This is a genomic window from Streptomyces sp. NPDC005435 (assembly GCF_040703155.1).
In the GTDB taxonomy this organism is placed as follows: Bacteria; Actinomycetota; Actinomycetes; order Streptomycetales; family Streptomycetaceae; genus Streptomyces.
In genome coordinates, this window is sequence record NZ_JBEXEQ010000001.1 from 427,981 (window position 1) to 445,247 (window position 17,267).

Annotated in this window: 16 protein-coding genes; 9 read left to right on the plus strand and 7 right to left on the minus strand. The window is 69.2% G+C overall.

The annotated features are described in order from the left end of the window. Nucleotides 1–14: 14 nt before the first annotated feature. The 6 genes from gyrB to dnaA all read right to left on the minus strand — a co-directional run bounded on the left by gyrB (nt 15) and on the right by dnaA (nt 9,583). Nucleotides 15–2,087 carry a DNA topoisomerase (ATP-hydrolyzing) subunit B gene (gyrB, locus tag AB0898_RS02015; RefSeq protein ID WP_366800862.1) on the minus strand — a complete coding sequence of 691 codons (2,073 nt, stop codon included), beginning with the start codon at nt 2,085–2,087 and terminating at the stop codon, nt 15–17. 371 nt (nt 2,088–2,458) lie between these two features. Next, on the minus strand, nt 2,459–3,019 hold the full coding sequence (locus AB0898_RS02020; protein WP_366800863.1) for a DciA family protein: 561 nt from the start codon (nt 3,017–3,019) through the stop codon (nt 2,459–2,461). Between the two features lie 13 nt (nt 3,020–3,032). Further along, the gene (gene recF / locus AB0898_RS02025) at nt 3,033–4,154 is read right to left on the minus strand and encodes a DNA replication/repair protein RecF (RefSeq protein ID WP_366800864.1); all 1,122 of its coding nucleotides are present in this window, start codon (nt 4,152–4,154) and stop codon (nt 3,033–3,035) included. Nucleotides 4,155–4,220: 66 nt separating this feature from the next. Then, nucleotides 4,221–5,096, minus strand: a complete 876-nt coding sequence (gene gnd, locus AB0898_RS02030; RefSeq protein WP_366800865.1) for a phosphogluconate dehydrogenase (NAD(+)-dependent, decarboxylating) — start codon at nt 5,094–5,096, stop codon at nt 4,221–4,223. Between the two features lie 303 nt (nt 5,097–5,399). After that, a complete protein-coding gene (gene dnaN / locus AB0898_RS02035; protein ID WP_366800866.1) occupies nt 5,400–6,530 on the minus strand; it encodes a DNA polymerase III subunit beta in 1,131 nt (376 codons plus the stop codon). A gap of 1,142 nt (nt 6,531–7,672) precedes the next feature. Beyond that, complete coding sequence (gene dnaA, locus AB0898_RS02040) at nt 7,673–9,583, minus strand: chromosomal replication initiator protein DnaA (protein ID WP_366800867.1); 1,911 nt, start codon at nt 9,581–9,583, stop codon at nt 7,673–7,675. Nucleotides 9,584–9,979: 396 nt separating this feature from the next. On the opposite strand from dnaA, the gene rpmH reads away from it, so the two are divergent. The 9 genes from rpmH (at nt 9,980) to AB0898_RS02085 (ending at nt 16,843) form a co-directional block, all read left to right on the plus strand. Continuing rightward, nucleotides 9,980–10,117: a 50S ribosomal protein L34 gene (gene rpmH / locus AB0898_RS02045; protein ID WP_018547628.1), complete on the plus strand. Its 138-nt coding sequence runs from the start codon at nt 9,980–9,982 to the stop codon at nt 10,115–10,117. Between the two features lie 21 nt (nt 10,118–10,138). After that, on the plus strand, nt 10,139–10,510 hold the full coding sequence (gene rnpA, locus AB0898_RS02050; protein ID WP_366800868.1) for a ribonuclease P protein component: 372 nt from the start codon (nt 10,139–10,141) through the stop codon (nt 10,508–10,510). Beyond that, nucleotides 10,507–10,869 carry a membrane protein insertion efficiency factor YidD gene (yidD, locus tag AB0898_RS02055; RefSeq protein ID WP_366800870.1) on the plus strand — a complete coding sequence of 121 codons (363 nt, stop codon included), beginning with the start codon at nt 10,507–10,509 and terminating at the stop codon, nt 10,867–10,869. The genes rnpA and yidD overlap by 4 nt, the downstream gene beginning before the upstream one ends. Nucleotides 10,870–10,872: 3 nt before the next feature. Then, a complete protein-coding gene (gene yidC / locus AB0898_RS02060; RefSeq protein WP_366800871.1) occupies nt 10,873–12,150 on the plus strand; it encodes a membrane protein insertase YidC in 1,278 nt (425 codons plus the stop codon). A 15-nt stretch (nt 12,151–12,165) separates the two neighbouring features. After that, nucleotides 12,166–12,681: a R3H domain-containing nucleic acid-binding protein gene (locus tag AB0898_RS02065; RefSeq protein WP_199581602.1), complete on the plus strand. Its 516-nt coding sequence runs from the start codon at nt 12,166–12,168 to the stop codon at nt 12,679–12,681. Nucleotides 12,682–12,804: 123 nt separating this feature from the next. Further along, nucleotides 12,805–13,521 carry a 16S rRNA (guanine(527)-N(7))-methyltransferase RsmG gene (rsmG, locus tag AB0898_RS02070; RefSeq protein ID WP_199581603.1) on the plus strand — a complete coding sequence of 239 codons (717 nt, stop codon included), beginning with the start codon at nt 12,805–12,807 and terminating at the stop codon, nt 13,519–13,521. A gap of 319 nt (nt 13,522–13,840) precedes the next feature. Beyond that, nucleotides 13,841–14,914 (plus strand): AAA family ATPase, encoded by a 1,074-nt coding sequence (locus tag AB0898_RS02075; RefSeq protein ID WP_366801046.1) that lies wholly within the window; start codon nt 13,841–13,843, stop codon nt 14,912–14,914. After that, the gene (locus tag AB0898_RS02080) at nt 14,911–15,999 is read left to right on the plus strand and encodes a ParB/RepB/Spo0J family partition protein (protein WP_366800872.1); all 1,089 of its coding nucleotides are present in this window, start codon (nt 14,911–14,913) and stop codon (nt 15,997–15,999) included. Before AB0898_RS02075 ends, AB0898_RS02080 begins: the two co-directional genes overlap by 4 nt. 226 nt (nt 16,000–16,225) lie before the next feature. Next, nucleotides 16,226–16,843 (plus strand): GNAT family N-acetyltransferase, encoded by a 618-nt coding sequence (locus AB0898_RS02085; protein ID WP_199581605.1) that lies wholly within the window; start codon nt 16,226–16,228, stop codon nt 16,841–16,843. A gap of 76 nt (nt 16,844–16,919) precedes the next feature. On the opposite strand, the gene trxA is transcribed toward AB0898_RS02085, so the two are convergent. Beyond that, nucleotides 16,920–17,252 (minus strand): thioredoxin, encoded by a 333-nt coding sequence (trxA, locus tag AB0898_RS02090; RefSeq protein WP_366800873.1) that lies wholly within the window; start codon nt 17,250–17,252, stop codon nt 16,920–16,922. Nucleotides 17,253–17,267 lie beyond the last annotated feature (15 nt).

Consider the following 17,267-nt stretch of genomic DNA (forward strand, 5'->3'; position numbering starts at 1 on the left):
CAGCGGAGACCGACTCAGATGTCGAGGAAGCGGACGTCCTTGGCATTGCGCTGGATGAACTGACGGCGTGCCTCGACGTCCTCGCCCATCAGCACCGAGAACAGGTCGTCGGCCTGGGCGGCGTCGTCGAGGGTGACCTGGCCGAGGACGCGGTGCTCGGGGTCCATGGTGGTCACGCGCAGCTCCTCGGCGTTCATCTCGCCGAGACCCTTGAAGCGCTGGATGGAGTCCTCACGGATGCGCTTGCCCCGCTGGCGGCCCATCTCGATCAGCGCGTCGCGCTCACGGTCGGAGTACGCGTACTCGATGTCGTCCCGGCCCCACTTGATCTTGTACAGCGGGGGACGCGACAGGTACACGTAACCGGCCTCGACCAGCGGCCGCATGAAGCGGAACAGGAAGGTCAGCAGCAGGGTGTTGATGTGCTGGCCGTCGACGTCGGCGTCCGCCATCAGGATGATCTTGTGATAGCGGAGCTTCTCGATGTCGAAGTCCTCGTGCACACCGGTGCCGAAGGCGGAGATCAGCGCCTGGATCTCCTGGTTCTGCAGAATCTTGTCGATCCGCGCCTTCTCGACGTTGAGGATCTTGCCGCGAATCGGCAGGATCGCCTGGAACTCCGGGTTGCGGCCGGACTTGGCCGAACCGCCGGCGGAGTCGCCCTCGACGATGAAGATCTCGCACTTGGCCGGGTCGTTGGACTGGCAGTCCGACAGCTTGCCCGGCAGGGACGCCGACTCCAGCAGGCCCTTGCGCCGGGTGAGGTCGCGCGCCTTGCGGGCCGCGACACGCGCGGTGGCCGCCTGGATGCCCTTGCGGATGATCTCCGCGGCCTCGACCGGGTTGCGGTCCAGCCAGTCGTTCAGGTGCTCGTAGACCGCCTTCTGCACGAAGGTCTTGGCCTCCGTGTTGCCCAGCTTGGTCTTCGTCTGGCCCTCGAACTGCGGCTCGCTCAGCTTCACCGAGATGATCGCGGTCAGACCCTCGCGGATGTCGTCACCGGTGAGGTTGTCGTCCTTCTCGCGAAGGAGCTTCTTGTCGCGCGCGTACTTGTTGATCAGCGACGTCAGCGCGGCGCGGAAGCCCTCCTCGTGCGTACCGCCCTCATGCGTGTGGATGATGTTCGCGAAGGAGTACACACCCTCGCTGTAACCGCTGTTCCACTGCATGGCGACCTCGAGGGACAGGCTCTTGTCCTTGTCCTCGGCCTCGAGGTCGATGATCGTGGGGTGCACCACCTCTCCCTTGCGGGAGTTGAGGTACTTCACGTAGTCGACGATGCCGCCCTCGTAGTGGTACGTGACGGACTTGACCTCGTCCTTCTCGTCCGCACCCGCCTCGTCGGCACCGCTGGTCGCCTTGGCCACCGCGCGCTCGTCGGTGAGCCTGATCGTCAGGCCCTTGTTGAGGAACGCCATCTCCTGGAAACGCCGCGACAGCGTCTCGAAGGAGTACTCCGTGGTCTCGAAGATCTCCGGGTCCGCCCAGAAGGTGACCGACGTGCCGGTCTCCTCCACCGCCTCGTTGCGCTGCAGCGGGGCCGTGGGGACGCCCATCTTGTAGTCCTGCGTCCAGCGGTGGCCGTCCGTCTTGACCTCGACGGCGACCTTCGTGGACAGCGCGTTCACGACGGACACGCCCACACCGTGCAGACCGCCGGAGACGGCGTAGCCGCCGCCGCCGAACTTGCCGCCCGCGTGCAGCACGGTCAGCACGACCTCGACGGCCGGCTTGCCCTCGGAGGGCACGATGCCGACCGGGATGCCTCGGCCGTTGTCCACCACACGGACCCCGCCGTCCGGCAGGATCGTCACGTCGATGGTGTCCGCGTAACCGGCCAGCGCCTCGTCGACCGAGTTGTCGACGACCTCCTGCACCAGGTGGTGCAGACCGCGCTCACCGGTCGAGCCGATGTACATACCGGGGCGCTTGCGGACCGCGTCCAGCCCTTCGAGCACGGTGATGGCGCTGGCGTCGTAAGAGGTGGAGGCGGCGGGAGCCTCGCTGTTGACGCCGGCGTCGGTGGACGGGATGTTCTCGTTGGGGTTGCCGGAATCGGCCACGAAGCGCCCTTTCTGGCACAGCACGAGCCGGGCTCCCGGGGGAACCCCCTCTGGGGGAGGCTTGCCGGAGCGGCTGCGGCATGTTGCGTTTGGTAAGCCTGGATCAGCGTTGCTCAGCTTTTCCCGGACGGTCCCCACGAGTGGGGCGGGATTCGCCTTCCAGTCTACCGGTAGCGCCGACAGTGATGGGGGTTTGCGGGCACCTGAGTCCCCATGTGCCGCCCTGAACCGGCCTCGATGGCATCCCGATATACGGAAGGGGGCTCCGAGGGGCTCACAGCGGCGCTCAGAGCTTTCGGCCGTCATCCCTTGTCCAGAGGGGGGTACGCGCTCCATCGGCGCAGGTGCGCAGCGGTGTGAACACGCTCCGCACAGGACCGGGGACGTGAGGTACGTCACCCGTAGGTGTCGCCCGGACCCCGGCTTCCAGGGGCCCTGAGAGGGCCGTAACCGCGCGGGGGACCGCTCGGACCGTGCACTTTGATCATGCGCACCGTGCCGTGCCCGAGGTCCTCGTTGAGCCGCGCGACCAGAGCGGGGGCCAGCAGCCGCAGCTGTGTCGCCCACGCCGTCGAGTCGCACAGCACCGACAGCACCCGCTCGTCCTCGTCGTAGCGCTGCGGCACACAGTGCTTCGCGAGGTCGTCGCCCACGATCTGCGGCCAGCGGCCCATCACACCGCCCACCGCCGCCGGGGCCTCCCAGCCCCGCTCGTTGATCAGCCGGTTGATCGCCGCGCCCAGCGCCATGGGGTCGCGCCCGTCCGCGCGCGCGCCGGAGCGCAGACCACCGCGGCGCGCCTGCTTCTTCTGCCGCGCCGCGTCACCCCGCGCGCGTGCCTGCTCCTTCGCCGCGCGCAACGCCACGCGCGCGAGGTCGACGCCCGTCGGTTCGGGCGCCCGCTTCCCGCCGTCCCCGCCGGCACCGCCGTCCGGACCGGGCCGCTCCGTGCTCATCCGCGCTCCAGGCTCATACGCGCTCCACCGTCCCACCGGAGACCGCGTAGCGCGCGCCGGCCAGCACATGCGGCACGTCGTCGTCCACGGCCGCGGTCACCAGCACCTGCTCGCCCGGCGCGACCAGCTCCGCCAGCCGCTCGCGGCGGCGCGCGTCCAGCTCCGCGAAGACGTCGTCCAGGACCAGCACCGGCTCGTTGCCCTCCGAGCGCAGCAGGTCGTACGAGGCCAGGCGCAGCGCGAGGGCGTACGACCAGGACTCGCCGTGCGAGGCGTACCCCTTGGCGGGCAGCCGGCCGAGCTTGAGCACCAGGTCGTCGCGGTGCGGACCCACCAGGGTCACCCCACGCTCGATCTCCTGCTTGCGGGCCTCGCCGAGCGCGGCCATCAGCTGCTCGTACAGCTCCTCGCGCGTGTGCGCCTCGCCCGGGGCCGACGGCTTGTACTCCAGCGCGAGCGGGCCGCCGCCGGGGGCGAGCTGCTCGTACGCCTTGTCGGCGAGCGGCTGGAGCGCGGCGATCAGGTCCAGGCGCCGGGCGAGCAGCTCGGCGCCCGCGCGCGCGAGGTGCTGGTCCCACACGTCGAGCGTGGACAAGTCCATGGAGCGGCCGCCGTGCCTGCGCGCGAGCGCGGCCGTCTTCAGCAGGGTGTTGCGCTGCTTGAGCACCCGCTCGTAATCGGAGCGCACGCCCGCCATGCGCGGGGAGCGCGCGGTGATCAGCTCGTCCAGGAAGCGCCGCCGCTCACCGGGATCGCCCTTGATCAGCGCGAGGTCCTCGGGCGCGAACAGCACGGTCCGTACGATCCCGAGCACGTCCCTCGGTCTGACCTGCGAGGAACGGTTGATGCGGGCCCGGTTGGCGCGGCCCGGGTTCAGCTCCAGCTCGACCAGCTGCTGCCGGTCGCCCTGCCGCACCTGCGCCCGGACGAACGCCCGCTCGGCGCCCATGCGGACCAGCGGCGCGTCGGAGGAGACGCGGTGGCTGCCCAGGGTGGCCAGATAGCCGACCGCCTCGACCAGGTTCGTCTTGCCCTGGCCGTTGGGGCCGACGAAAGCGGTGACGCCCGGGTCGAGGGGAACCTCGGCCCGGGCGTACGAGCGGAAGTCGGCCAGCGAAAGATGCGTGACGTGCATGGTCGTTCGCCGACCTCCCTCAGCGTGCGGATCGCGGACGCGCGGACGCGTCCCGTGTCCTGTGGACTACTTCTTCTCTACGGCGTGGCCGCCGAACTGGTTGCGCAGCGCGGCGATCATCTTCATCTGCGGCGAGTCGTCCTGGCGGGACGCGAACCGCGCGAACAGCGACGCGGTGATCGCGGGCAGCGGCACCGCGTTGTCGATCGCGGCCTCCACCGTCCAGCGTCCCTCACCGGAGTCCTGGGCGTAACCGCGCAGGCCGTCCAGGTGCTCGTCGTCGTCCAGCGCGTTGACCGCGAGGTCCAGCAGCCAGGAGCGGATGACCGTGCCCTCCTGCCAGGAGCGGAAGATCTCGCGGACGTTCTCCACGGAGTCGACCTTCTCCAGCAGCTCCCAGCCCTCGGCGTACGCCTGCATCATGGCGTACTCGATGCCGTTGTGGACCATCTTCGCGAAGTGGCCCGCGCCGACCTTGCCGGCGTGCACGGAGCCGAGGTCGCCCTCGGGCTTGAGCGCGTCGAAGACCGGCTGCACCTTGGCCACGTTCTCGGCGTCGCCGCCGTACATCAGCGCGTAGCCGTTCGCCAGGCCGTGGACGCCGCCGGAGACGCCGCAGTCGACGAAACCTATGCCCTTGGCCGCCAGCTGCTCGGCGTGCTTCTCGTCGTCCGTCCAGCGCGAGTTGCCGCCGTCCACGACGACGTCGCCCGGCTCCAGCAGCTCGGCCAGCTGGTCGACCGTGCTCTGGGTGGCCTCGCCCGCCGGGACCATCACCCACACCACGCGCGGTGCGCTGAGCTTGCCCACCAGCTCTTCCAGGCTGTGGACATCCGCGATGTCGGCGTTGCGGTCGTATCCGATGACGGTGTGGCCGGCGCGGCGGATGCGCTCGCGCATGTTGCCGCCCATCTTGCCGAGACCGACGAGACCGAGCTCCATCAGTTGGTTCCTTAAGTCGCTGTGTGGCAGAGGGACACCGACGTGCCCGGCCCCCGAGCCTAGCCCCGCCTTGACCTGCACAGCTGTGGGCATACCCGCTCATACGTTCCCACCCGCCGGTGTCGCTGCGGGCAGTCGCCGATCCCGCAGTCGCTGCGGGCAGTCGTGCCGCTTGGGGCGGCACGGGTGAGCGCAGCGGCACCGGCCAGCGCCGCAAGCGCCCCACCCACGACGCCCCCTACCGAGCAACAGTGCCGGGCACCCACAGAAGGCACCCGGCACTGTCCACACCTGTGGAGAACGTCAGCCGCTCAACCGCACCGGCATGATCAGGTACTTGTACGCCCCGTCGGCCTCTGCATCCACCGCGGGCTTGCCACTCAGCAGCGCCGGCTTGGTCGACGTCGTGAACGACAGCTGAGCCACCGGCGAGTCGATCGCACTCAACCCGTCCAGCAGGAACGTCGGGTTGAAGGCGATCGAGATGTCGTCGCCCTCCAGCGCCGCCTCGACCCGCTCCACAGCCTGTGCGTCGTCGCTGGACCCCGCCTCGAGCGTCAGCACACCCTGCTCGAAGCTCAGCCGCACCGGCGTGTTCCGCTCGGCCACCAGCGCCACACGCTTGACGGCCTCGACGAACGGCGCCGTCTCGATCACCGCTACGGAGTTGAACTCGGTCGGGAAGAGCGTCCGGTACTTCGGCAGGTCGCCCTCAAGGAGCCGCGTGGTCGTACGACGACCCGCGCCCTCGAAGCCGATCAGCCCCTCACCCGCACCGGAGCCCGACAGCGCCAGCGTGACGCTGTCACCGGCACCGAGGGACTTGGCGGTGTCCAGGAGCGTCTTGGCGGGCACCAGGGCGACCGCGGACGCGTCCGGGTTCTCCGGCTTCCACAGGAACTCGCGGACGGCGAAGCGGTAGCGGTCGGTGGAGGCGAGGGTCACGGTGTCGCCCTCGATCTCGATGCGCACACCGGTGAGGACGGGCAGCGTGTCGTCACGCCCGGCGGCGATGGCCACCTGGGACGCGGCGGCCGCGAAGACCTCGCCGGGGACGGTGCCGGTGGCGGTCGGCATCTGCGGCAGCGACGGGTACTCCTCCACGGGCAGGGTGTGGAGGGTGAAGCGCGAGGAGCCGCAGACCACGGTGGCCCGCACACCGTCGGTGGAGATCTCCACGGGGCGGTTGGGCAGCGCGCGGCAGATGTCGGCCAGCAGGCGGCCGGAGACGAGGACCGTGCCCTCCTCCTCGACCTCGGCCTCGACGCCGACGCGGGCGGAGACCTCGTAGTCGAAGCTCGACAGGCTCAGCTGGCCTTCCTCGGCCTTGAGCAGCAGGCCGGCGAGGACAGGCGCCGGCGGACGGGCCGGGAGGCTGCGTGCCGCCCACGCCACTGCCTCCGCGAGTACGTCGCGTTCCACCCGGATCTTCACCGTAAGCCGCCTCCTGCTGTTGCTTCTGAGTCCTCCGACTCGGCGTCGCCGCCCATCACGAGGGGAGGGACACCGGGGACCAGTCTGACGTACGGCGCTGACATCAGGTGCCGGTCGGGGTCAAGTCGGACCGAGGGGCGGTCGGGCCGTCGAGGGCGAGTTGTGCACAGCCCCCGCTTCGAAACGGTTTCCAGGCTCTCTCTAGTTGGGAGTAGTAGTAGGGCCTGTGGATACCGTGGATAACCTCGTTTGCCCAGCTCAGAGCCACAATTTTATCCACCGACCCTGTGCATGGAGCCCGTGGATAACTCGGGGGTTCTGTGGAGAACAGAAAGTTCTGCACACACCGTCCCCAGGGAGGGCCGAGTTCTCCCCAGCTGCGTCCCCAGGTTTACCCACGTTTCCCACAGCCCAACCCGGCAGCTTCGTGTGACGGCTTTCACTCGATGCGGCGATCGGGGCCCCGCGGTTGCCGAACAGTGGACAGCCATGTGGAGAAGGGGCCGATCGCTGGGGAAAACGGCCCCCAGCCTGTGGGTTCTCGGTGGACAACCTTTTCCACACCCTGGGGGCCGAGGAGTTTTCCACAGCCTGTGGAGATCCTTTGTCCACGAATCCACAGGCCTCTGAGCTGCACGGACGTCCCAGCCCACGCTGCCCTGTGGACACAGCTTGGGACAACTTCCCAGTCCCCAGGGTGTGGAAGGAAAAAAGTCGCCGAATCTGTGGAGGAAGGCCGTAACCCGGGGGCCAATCGAACACCCGGAGACGGTGAGGTCACGGCGCGGGGTGGGGTCGGAGGGGCCGCGAGCGGGTCGGATGGGGGTCGGATGGGGGTCGGACGGCGTCGGCCAGGGGGCGGAAGCACGCTGGAAGGGGCTTCGGGGCGGTCCCCGGAGCGCGGCCCGGACGCTCATGCGTGCCGTTCCACAGGGCTGTGGGCGACGCGGCAGGGATCGGGCCCCGGGCCCTCGTAGGCGCTCCTGGTGCTCGCGCGCTGCGGCCCCCACCGTCGGCCGGCGCTGCGGCCTCCCTCGTCGGCCACAGGAGAGCGCCCCGCGGCCGGGCACAGGAAAGCGCCCCCGGGATCCCCCAGGGGCGCTCGCGCGTCCGGTGCGGCGACAGCCGCCGGGCGGCCGGCCTCAGCCGTTCTTGATGCGGTTCGTCAGCTCGGTCACCTGGTTGTAGATCGAGCGCCGCTCGGCCATCAGCGCGCGGATCTTGCGGTCGGCGTGCATGACGGTCGTGTGGTCGCGGCCGCCGAACTGCGCGCCGATCTTCGGCAGCGAGAGGTCGGTCAGCTCGCGGCACAGGTACATGGCGATCTGCCGGGCGGTGACCAGCGCGCGGCCGCGCGAGGTGCCGCACAGGTCGTCCACGGTCAGCCCGAAGTAGTCGGCGGTGGCCGCCATGATGTCCGTGGCCGTGATCTCGGGCGCGCTGTCCTCGCCGCCGGGGATCAGGTCCTTGAGGACGATCTCCGTGAGTCCGAGGTCGACCGGCTGCCGGTTGAGGGACGCGAACGCCGTCACCCGGATCAGCGCGCCCTCCAGCTCGCGGATGTTGCGCGAGATCCGGGAGGCGATGAACTCCAGCACCTCCGGCGGGGCGTTGAGCTGCTCCTGGACCGCCTTCTTGCGCAGGATCGCGATGCGGGTCTCCAGCTCGGGCGGCTGGACGTCGGTGATCAGGCCCCACTCGAAGCGGTTGCGCAGCCGGTCCTCCAGCGTGACCAGCTGCTTGGGCGGCCGGTCGGAGGACAGCACGATCTGCTTGTTGGCGTTGTGCAGCGTGTTGAAGGTGTGGAAGAACTCCTCCTGCGTCGACTCCTTGTCCGCGAGGAACTGGATGTCGTCGACGAGCAGGATGTCCATCTCGCGGTAGCGCTTGCGGAAGCTGTCGCCCTTGCCGTCGCGGATGGAGTTGATGAACTCGTTGGTGAACTCCTCCGAGCTGACGTAGCGCACGCGCGTGCCCGGGTAGAGGCTGCGCGCGTAGTGCCCGATCGCGTGCAGCAGGTGCGTCTTGCCGAGGCCCGACTCCCCGTAGATGAAAAGGGGGTTGTAGGCCTTGGCCGGCGCCTCGGCGACGGCCACCGCGGCCGCGTGCGCGAAGCGGTTGGAGGCGCCGATGACGAACGTGTCGAAGAGGTACTTCGGGTTGAGCCGCGCGGTCGGTTCGCCGGGTCCGCCGGCCGAGGGCGCCGAAGAGCTTCCGGACGAGCCGCTCCGGCCGGTCCCGGCGGCGGGCAGCGCGGGTCCGCCCCGGTGGGCGCCGCCGCCTGACGGGGATTCGGGCAGCTCGCGGCGGACCGGGTCGCGCTGGTCGTACTCGGTGCGCGACGTCTCGTAGTCGGGGCGCTGCTCGTAGCCGGGGCGCTCGCGGCCCGCGCGGTAGTCGGGCGACGTGCCGTAGGTGTCCCGGCCGGAGCCGCCGTAGGAGTCCTGCGAGGACGGCGAGGCGTACGGGTCGCGCTCGGGGAAGCCGAGGCGGGGCTGCTGCCAGCCGTAGTCGTCCTGCCCGGAGCGCGGCCAGGCGCCCGGCTGCGGGCGCTGGTACTCGGCCGGATAGGCGGGGCGGACGGTGGGCAGCTGGTCGGCGGACGGGCGCTCGGCGCGGGAGGCCGGACCGTCGTCGGGGAGCTGCTGGTCGTCGGCGCGGTGGCGGCCGTAGCCCTCGTACGGGGCGGAGGGCAGTTCCGGCTCCTCGTAGCGGGGCCGGTCGGCGCTCTCGTGCGGGGGCTGCGGCTTGGGCGCGGCGGGCGCGGGCCGGCTGCCGGCGGAGTCGTCCACGGTGATCGCGGTGCGGATGGGGCGGCCGCACTCACGGCTGAGGGTCTCGCTGACGACGGGGGCCAGGCGGTCCTCGAAGGCGCGCTTGGCGAATTCGTTCGGCACGGCGAGCAGGGCGGTGTCCGCGACCAGGGCGAGCGGCTGGCAGCGCCGGAGCCAGTGCTCGTCCTTGGCGTCCACGCGTTGTCCCGGACCCTCGCCGAGGAGCTGCTCCAGTACGCGTGGCCACACTGCGGCAAGATCGGCAGGTACGTCAGCCACAGGGCACGCTCTCTCGCAGATCCCACGAACGTGTGGTTGTGGGATGGGTCGGGATGAAAATCGGGTGGATGGGCCGGGCAATCCCGCTCGGGCGGGGATAAGGGAACGAATCGGAGTCCAGCCACGGTAGTCAGCGTGGCGGGTAGGGTTCAAGTTGTTGTCCCCAGCCTGTGGACAGTGTCCCTCGGTGGGCGTCGGTTTGACCGGATGGCGTAGCCGCGCGTACCGTAACCAGGTCGAGTTGTCGATGGCTGCTGCCGCCTGCCTCCGATGGGCACAGATCGCTACAGGTGATCGGGAAGCGGTGCACTCGGGCGTGACGCGAGCTACTCGTGGGCGCACGGTGACAGCCAGGACGGCACCCCGCCAACTACCGATTCTTTCTGGAGCCCCCGAGTGAGCAAGCGCACCTTCCAGCCGAACAACCGTCGTCGCGCGAAGACCCACGGCTTCCGCCTGCGGATGCGTACCCGTGCCGGCCGCGCGATTCTGGCGAACCGCCGCAGCAAGGGTCGCGCCGCCCTGTCCGCCTGATCCTGACCAGGTCGTGACGTCGTGCTGCCCACCGACCACCGGCTGAGGCGGCGCGAAGACTTCGCGACCGCGGTACGGCGAGGACGCCGGGCAGGCCGCCCGACCCTCGTCGTCCACTTTCGTAGCGGTGCCACGGACCCGCACGCGCCTGGGGAGAGCGCTCCCCCGACGCGTGCGGGTTTCGTCGTGAGCAAGGCTGTGGGTGGCGCGGTCGTGCGCAACAAAGTGAAGCGCAGACTTCGTCACCTGATGCGTGACCGAGTTGCCCTGTTTCCCCCCGGTAGCCTGGTAGTCGTACGAGCGTTGCCCGGATCGGGCGACGTGGAACACGCACAGCTGGCCCAAGACCTGGATGCCGCCATTCAGCGGCTGCTGGGAGGGGGCGCGCGATGAAGTACCCACTGCTGGCCCTGATCAAGCTGTACCAGTGGACGATCAGTCCACTGCTGGGGCCGGTATGCAAGTACTACCCGTCGTGCTCTCATTACGGCTACACGGCCATCGACCGGCATGGTGCGATCAAGGGAACGGCCCTGACCGCCTGGCGCATCCTCCGGTGCAATCCGTGGTCGCTGGGCGGTGTGGACCATGTCCCCCCGCGCAAGCGTCCGCGGTGGCACGAAATGCTGCGCGGCGCCTGGCGCGCGCGCAGGGGCGGAACCTCCGCCGCCGAACCGGCCACCGAGGCGAAGCTTGCCGAGCCTCCTTCGAGCCCGGCCGCAGAGAACTCGTCCCATGCCCAAGGAGCATGATTAGTGGACACGATTGCCAGCTTCTTCAGCTTCATCACGACACCCGTCTCCTGGGTCATCGTCCAGTTCCACACGGTGTACGGGACGATCTTCGGTCCTGACACGGGCTGGGCCTGGGGCCTGTCCATCGTGTCCCTGGTGATTCTCATCCGCATCTGCCTGATCCCGCTCTTCGTGAAGCAGATCAAGGCGACGCGCGCGATGCAGACGCTCCAGCCTGAGATGAAGAAGATCCAGGAGCGCTACAAGAACGACAAGCAGCGTCAGTCCGAAGAGATGATGAAGCTGTACAAGGAGTCGGGCACCAACCCGCTCTCCTCGTGCCTTCCCATCCTGGCGCAGTCTCCCTTCTTCTTCGCCCTGTACCACGTGCTCAACGGCATCGCGTCGGGCAAGACCATCGGTGTCATCAACACCTCGCTGCTGGAGAGCGCCCGTAAGGCGCACATCTTCGGTGCCCCCCTCGCGGCGAAGTTCAAGGACAGCGCCGACACCATCACGGCGATGCACGCCTCGGTCACCGATGTGCGTGTCGTCACCGCGATCATGATCATCCTGATGTCGGCGTCGCAGTTCTACACGCAGCGTCAGCTGATGACCAAGAACGTCGACACCACGGTCAAGACGCCGTTCATGCAGCAGCAGAAGATGCTGATGTACGTCTTCCCGGTCATGTTCGCCGTCTTCGGCATCAACTTCCCGGTCGGTGTCCTCGTCTACTGGCTGACCACCAACGTGTGGACCATGGGCCAGCAGATGTACGTCATCCGCAACAACCCGAACCCGGGCTCCAAGGCTCAGGCCGCGTACCTGGAGCGCCTGACCAAGCACGTCACGCACCACGGCAAGGTCCGCCGGCGCAGCGAGCGCACGATCGTCAAGGCGATCGTCGCCAAGGGCCGCGACCGCAACGAGGCCGAGCGGAAGTTCATCAACGCGCTGAGCAAGGCCGGACTGGCCGCGCAGGCCGACGGCTCCGTGGTCAAGAGCGAGGCCCAGGCCGTGGCCCAGACCGAGGGCGGTACGGCGGTCACCGCCGCGGCCACCCCCCGGCGCCAGCAGCCCAAGCGGCAGAGCAAGGCCCAGCGCCAGCAGACCGGCACCAAGCAGCAGGACGACGCCGACGTGACCACCTCGCTGGAGAAGTCTGACGAGCCCCAGGACGCCAAGCCCGCCGCTGCCAAGCAGCCCCAGAAGTCCGGTTCCGGCACCCGCAGCAAGGCCCAGTCCGGGCAGAGCAAGGGTGGTCCGCAGCGGCCCAAGTCCCCGTCCAAGAAGTAAGAAGGAGCCCATCCCGTGACGGAAGGCACCACCACCTCCGCCGCTGCCGAGGGTGCAGACACCCTGACCCGCCTTGAGCAGGAGGGTGAGATCGCCGCGGACTACCTGGAGGGTCTGCTCGACATCGCCGACCTCGACGGCGACATCGACATGGACGTCGAGGCCGACCGCGCCTCGGTTTCGATCATCAGTGACGCCGGGGGCCGCGACCTCCAGAAGCTGGTCGGCCGGGACGGCGAGGTGCTGGAGGCGCTGCAGGAGCTGACGCGCCTGGCCGTGCACCGGGAGACCGGTGACCGCAGCCGGCTGATGCTCGACATCGCGGGCTACCGGGCCAAGAAGCGCGCCGAGCTGGCCGAGCTGGGCGCGAAGGCGGCCGCCGAGGTCAAGAGCTCGGGCGAGCCCATGAAGCTCAAGCCGATGACCCCGTTCGAGCGCAAGGTCGTGCACGACGCGATCAAGGGTGCGGGACTGCGCAGCGAGTCCGAGGGCGAGGAGCCGCAGCGGTTCGTCGTCGTGCTGCCCGCCTGATCGGCACCTGTTTTATCGGCCCCGTCTGTTGCGTCTGAGGCGCAGACGGGGCCGAACTTTGTCAGCCTGTAGTTCTGGTGGCCGGTGCGGGATGCGCCGGCGCTGTACGGAAGGACGGTCCCCGTGACGGAGGCAGCGGAGCTTCCCCCCGCGCCCGAACAGGCGCGGGAAGTATTTGGCGATCGCTTCGATGACGCGGTGCGCTACGCGGAGCTGCTGGCCGAGGCAGGTGTGCAGCGCGGTCTGATCGGTCCCCGGGAAGTTCCCCGGCTCTGGGAGCGCCACCTGCTGAACTGCGCGGTGCTCTCCGAGGCCGTTCCCGAGGGGGTGACGGTCTGCGACGTCGGTTCGGGCGCGGGTCTGCCGGGCATCCCGCTGGCTCTGGTACGGGACGACCTCAACATCACCCTGCTGGAGCCGCTGCTGCGGCGCACCACGTTCCTCACCGAGGTCGTGGAGCTGCTGGGCCTGGACCATGTGACCGTCGTGCGCGGGCGGGCCGAGGAGATGCTGGGCAAGGTGCCGCCGGTCCATGTGGTGACGGCGCGTGCCGTGGCCCCGCTGGACCGCCTGGCCGCCTGGGGCATCCCGCTGCTGCGCCCGTACGGCGAGATGCTGGCGCTGAAGGGGGACACCGCCGAGGAGGAGCTGAAGGCGGCGTCCACCGCGCTCGCCAAGCTCGGCGCGGTCTCCACCTCGGTCCTCCAGGTGGGCGAGGGTGTGGTCGATCCGCTGTCCACCGTCGTGCGGGTGGAGGTCGGTGAGAGCCCGGGCGGCGTACGGTTCGCGGCCAAGCGGGCCAAGGCGGCACGAACGGGCCGGACGCGCAGGCGCCGCTGAGCCAGGACGTGGTGGATGGGGTGTGCCCCGGGTTCGGACCCGGAGCACACCCCATCTGTCGTGTTCGGCCCGCGTACTCCACACAAGCTGCCAAAGCCGGGCGGGCCGGAGTGTCGCGAGGACCCGGTCGCCGTGGCGGAGCATCGTGTTTCACGTGAAACGTCGATCACTGCTGCACGGCATCATCGGCCGGAGCCATGCTGCTGCCGAACCCCGCGACCGGAAGCCGCTCGGTTCACCCGGAGAGGTACCGCACGTATCCACAGAGGTGGATTTCTCCACAGAAGACCAGGGGTCACTGGTTCGCGGCACTGAAGGCATGGCAGGCTCTGTTCATTGCGAGCCTGAAGTCGAGGAGAGTGAATCCGTGCGGTCCGACGCCAATATCGCGGGACCGATGGCCGATCCGGTCCCCGGTCCCCGAACCGAGTCGATGGGAGCGGATGTTTCACGTGAAACATTGCCCCCGATGGACGACACTCCCATCGGTCGTGCTGCCCAGCTAGCCGCGGAGGCCATCAGCCGCGCCGGAGAGGGCCTGCCGAGGCCGGAGCAGACCCGCCTCATGGTGGTGGCCAATCAGAAGGGTGGCGTGGGCAAGACGACGACCACCGTCAACCTTGCCGCTTCCCTGGCACTGCACGGCGCCCGCGTCCTGGTGGTCGACCTCGACCCGCAGGGCAACGCGTCCACGGCACTGGGGATCGACCACCACGCGGAAGTGCCGTCCATCTACGACGTCTTGGTGGACAGCAGGCCGCTCTCCGAGGTCGTCCAGCCCGTTCCGGATGTCGAGGGTCTGTTCTGTGCCCCGGCCACCATTGATCTCGCCGGTGCGGAGATCGAGTTGGTGTCCCTGGTGGCGCGGGAGAGCCGGCTCCAGCGGGCGATCCAGGCGTATGAACAGCCGTTGGACTACGTCCTCATCGACTGCCCGCCGTCGCTGGGCCTGCTGACGGTCAATGCGCTCGTCGCCGGCCAGGAGGTCCTCATCCCCATCCAGTGCGAGTACTACGCGCTGGAAGGCCTGGGACAGCTGCTGCGCAACGTCGATCTGGTGCGGGGTCACCTCAACCCGACGCTGCACGTGTCGACCATCCTGCTGACGATGTACGACGGCCGGACGCGTCTCGCCTCCCAGGTCGCGGAAGAGGTCCGCACCCACTTCGGCGACGAGGTGCTGCGGACGAGCATTCCGCGCTCGGTCCGTATCTCCGAGGCCCCCAGCTATGGGCAGACGGTACTGACCTACGATCCAGGTTCGAGCGGGGCGCTCTCCTACCTTGAGGCGGCCCGGGAAATCGCGCTGAGGGGTGCGGGAATCGGCTACGACCCGACCCACGCTCATGTCGGCACCCAGAACGACCGGAACATGGTGGAGGGGTCACAGTGAACGAACGACGGAGGGGGCTGGGTCGCGGTCTCGCCGCGCTGATCCCCGCTGCCCCGACCGAGAAGAGCCTGGCGTCCAGCGCGCTGGGCAGCGCCGCACCCGGATCTCCCGCCGCGGCCCCGCTGCTGACGGCCGACCGGGGTACCGCCGAGGCGCCCACCGTGCCGGCGCCCGCCCAGGAACTCGACGACTCCCCGGCGAGCCCAGTGGCGGAGTTGCCCGCACCGCCGATGGGTGCCTACTTCGCGGAGATCCCGCTCGACTCCATCACCCCCAACCCGCGTCAGCCTCGCGAGATCTTCGACGAGGACGCGCTGCGCGAGCTGGTGACCTCCATTCAGGAGGTCGGCCTTCTCCAGCCCGTGGTCGTGCGGGAGCTGGGCGGCGACCGCTACGAGCTGATCATGGGCGAGCGCCGCTGGCGCGCCAGCCGCAAGGCGGGCCTTGAGGCGATTCCGGCGATCGTCCGGGCCACGGAGGACGAGAAGCTCCTCCTGGACGCCCTGCTGGAGAACCTGCACCGCGCGCAGCTCAACCCGATCGAAGAGGCGCACGCCTACGATCAGCTGCTCAAGGACTTCAACTGCACCCACGACCAGCTGGCCGACCGGATCGGGCGCTCCCGCCCCCAGATCTCCAACACGCTCCGTCTGCTGCGTCTCTCGCCGACCGTGCAGAAGCGGGTCGCGGCCGGAGTGCTCTCGGCCGGTCATGCCCGGGCGCTGCTGTCCGTCGAGGACTCCGAGGAGCAGGACCGGCTGGCGCACCGCATCGTGGCCGAGGGGCTGTCGGTACGCGCGGTGGAAGAGATCGTGACCCTGATGGGCTCGCGGCCGCAGAAGACCGCGCGCGCCAAGGGACCGCGCGCCGGCGCCCTGGTGTCCCCCGCGCTCAGTGATCTGGCCACCCGGTTGTCGGACCGCTTCGAGACCCGGGTGAAGGTGGACCTCGGGCAGAAGAAGGGGAAGATCACCGTCGAGTTCGCCTCGGTCGAGGACCTGGAGCGGATCCTCGGCACGCTCGCCCCGGGCGAGGGCCCCCTGCTTTCCGCGGGTCCCCAGGACGACGACGGCCAGGACGACTGACCCAGGGCGGCTCGGCCGACGGCACCGCGAGAGCGGATCGTGTCCGGTGTGTACCGGAACACGGTCCGCTCTTTGCTTTGAGCCGGTATCGAGGGAATCGCATCGTGGATACGATGCGAACGGGTAGGGCGCAGCGGTCGGTGATTCGCCGATGGGCTGCTCGGGAGACGGAGCGCTCTGACAGCCGCTCGCGATGCACGGCCTTAGGAAGCGAGGAACAGCCTTCATGGGGCGTCGGCTCGTACCGCTCACGCTGGACAACCTCAAGGATCTTCCCCAGCGCTGCCGCTCATGCGTCTTCTGGGAACTGGATCCCGTCAGCGGAGAGGCCGCGGTGAAGGCGGGCACGGCCGCCGGCGAGAAGGAGGCGTGGATCTCCGCCGTCCTGCTCGACTGGGGCTCGTGCGGCCGGACGGTCTACGTGGACGACGTGCCGGTGGGCTTCGTGCTCTACGCACCGCCCGCCTATGTGCCGCGCTCGGCGGCGTTCCCCACCAGTCCGGTATCGCCGGACGCCGTACAGCTCATCACCGCGTTCGTGCTGCCCGGTTATCAGGGGCAGGGGCTCGGCCGGACGCTGGTCCAGGCGGTCGCCAAGGATCTGCTGCGGCGCGGCTTCAAGGCGATCGAGGCCTTCGGCGACACCCGCTGGAAGGAGCCGGCCTGTCTGCTCCCCGTGGACCATCTCCTCGCGGTGGGCTTCAAGACGGTACGGCAGCACCCACAGCACCCTCGGCTGCGGCTGGAGCTGCGCTCGACGCTCTCCTGGAAGGAAGACGTGGAGATGGCCATCGACCGGCTGCTGGGGGCCGTACAGAAGGAGCCCGCGCTGCGGCCGTTGTAGCGTGCGAAGGAGTCTCGGAACGAACGAAGGGGCCGGCCCTCAGCAGGGCCGGCCCCTTCGTGTTTCACGTGAAACGTCACTCGGCGATGAACTCTTCGAGGTCGCGGACGAGCATGGCCTTCGGCTTGGCGCCGACGATCGTCTTGACGACGTCGCCACCCTGGTAGACGTTCAGCGTCGGGATGGACATGACGCCGTACTTGGCGGCCGTGTTCGGGTTCTCGTCGATGTTGAGCTTGACGACCTCGATCTTGTCGCCGTACTCGGCGGCGATGGCCTCGAGGGACGGAGCGATCTGGCGGCAGGGGCCGCACCATTCGGCCCAGAAGTCCACCAGGACGGGCTTGTCGCTCTTCAGCACGTCCTGCTCGAAGTTGTCATCGGTCACGCTCTTCAGGTTGCCGGCCACAGCGGGCTCCTTTTT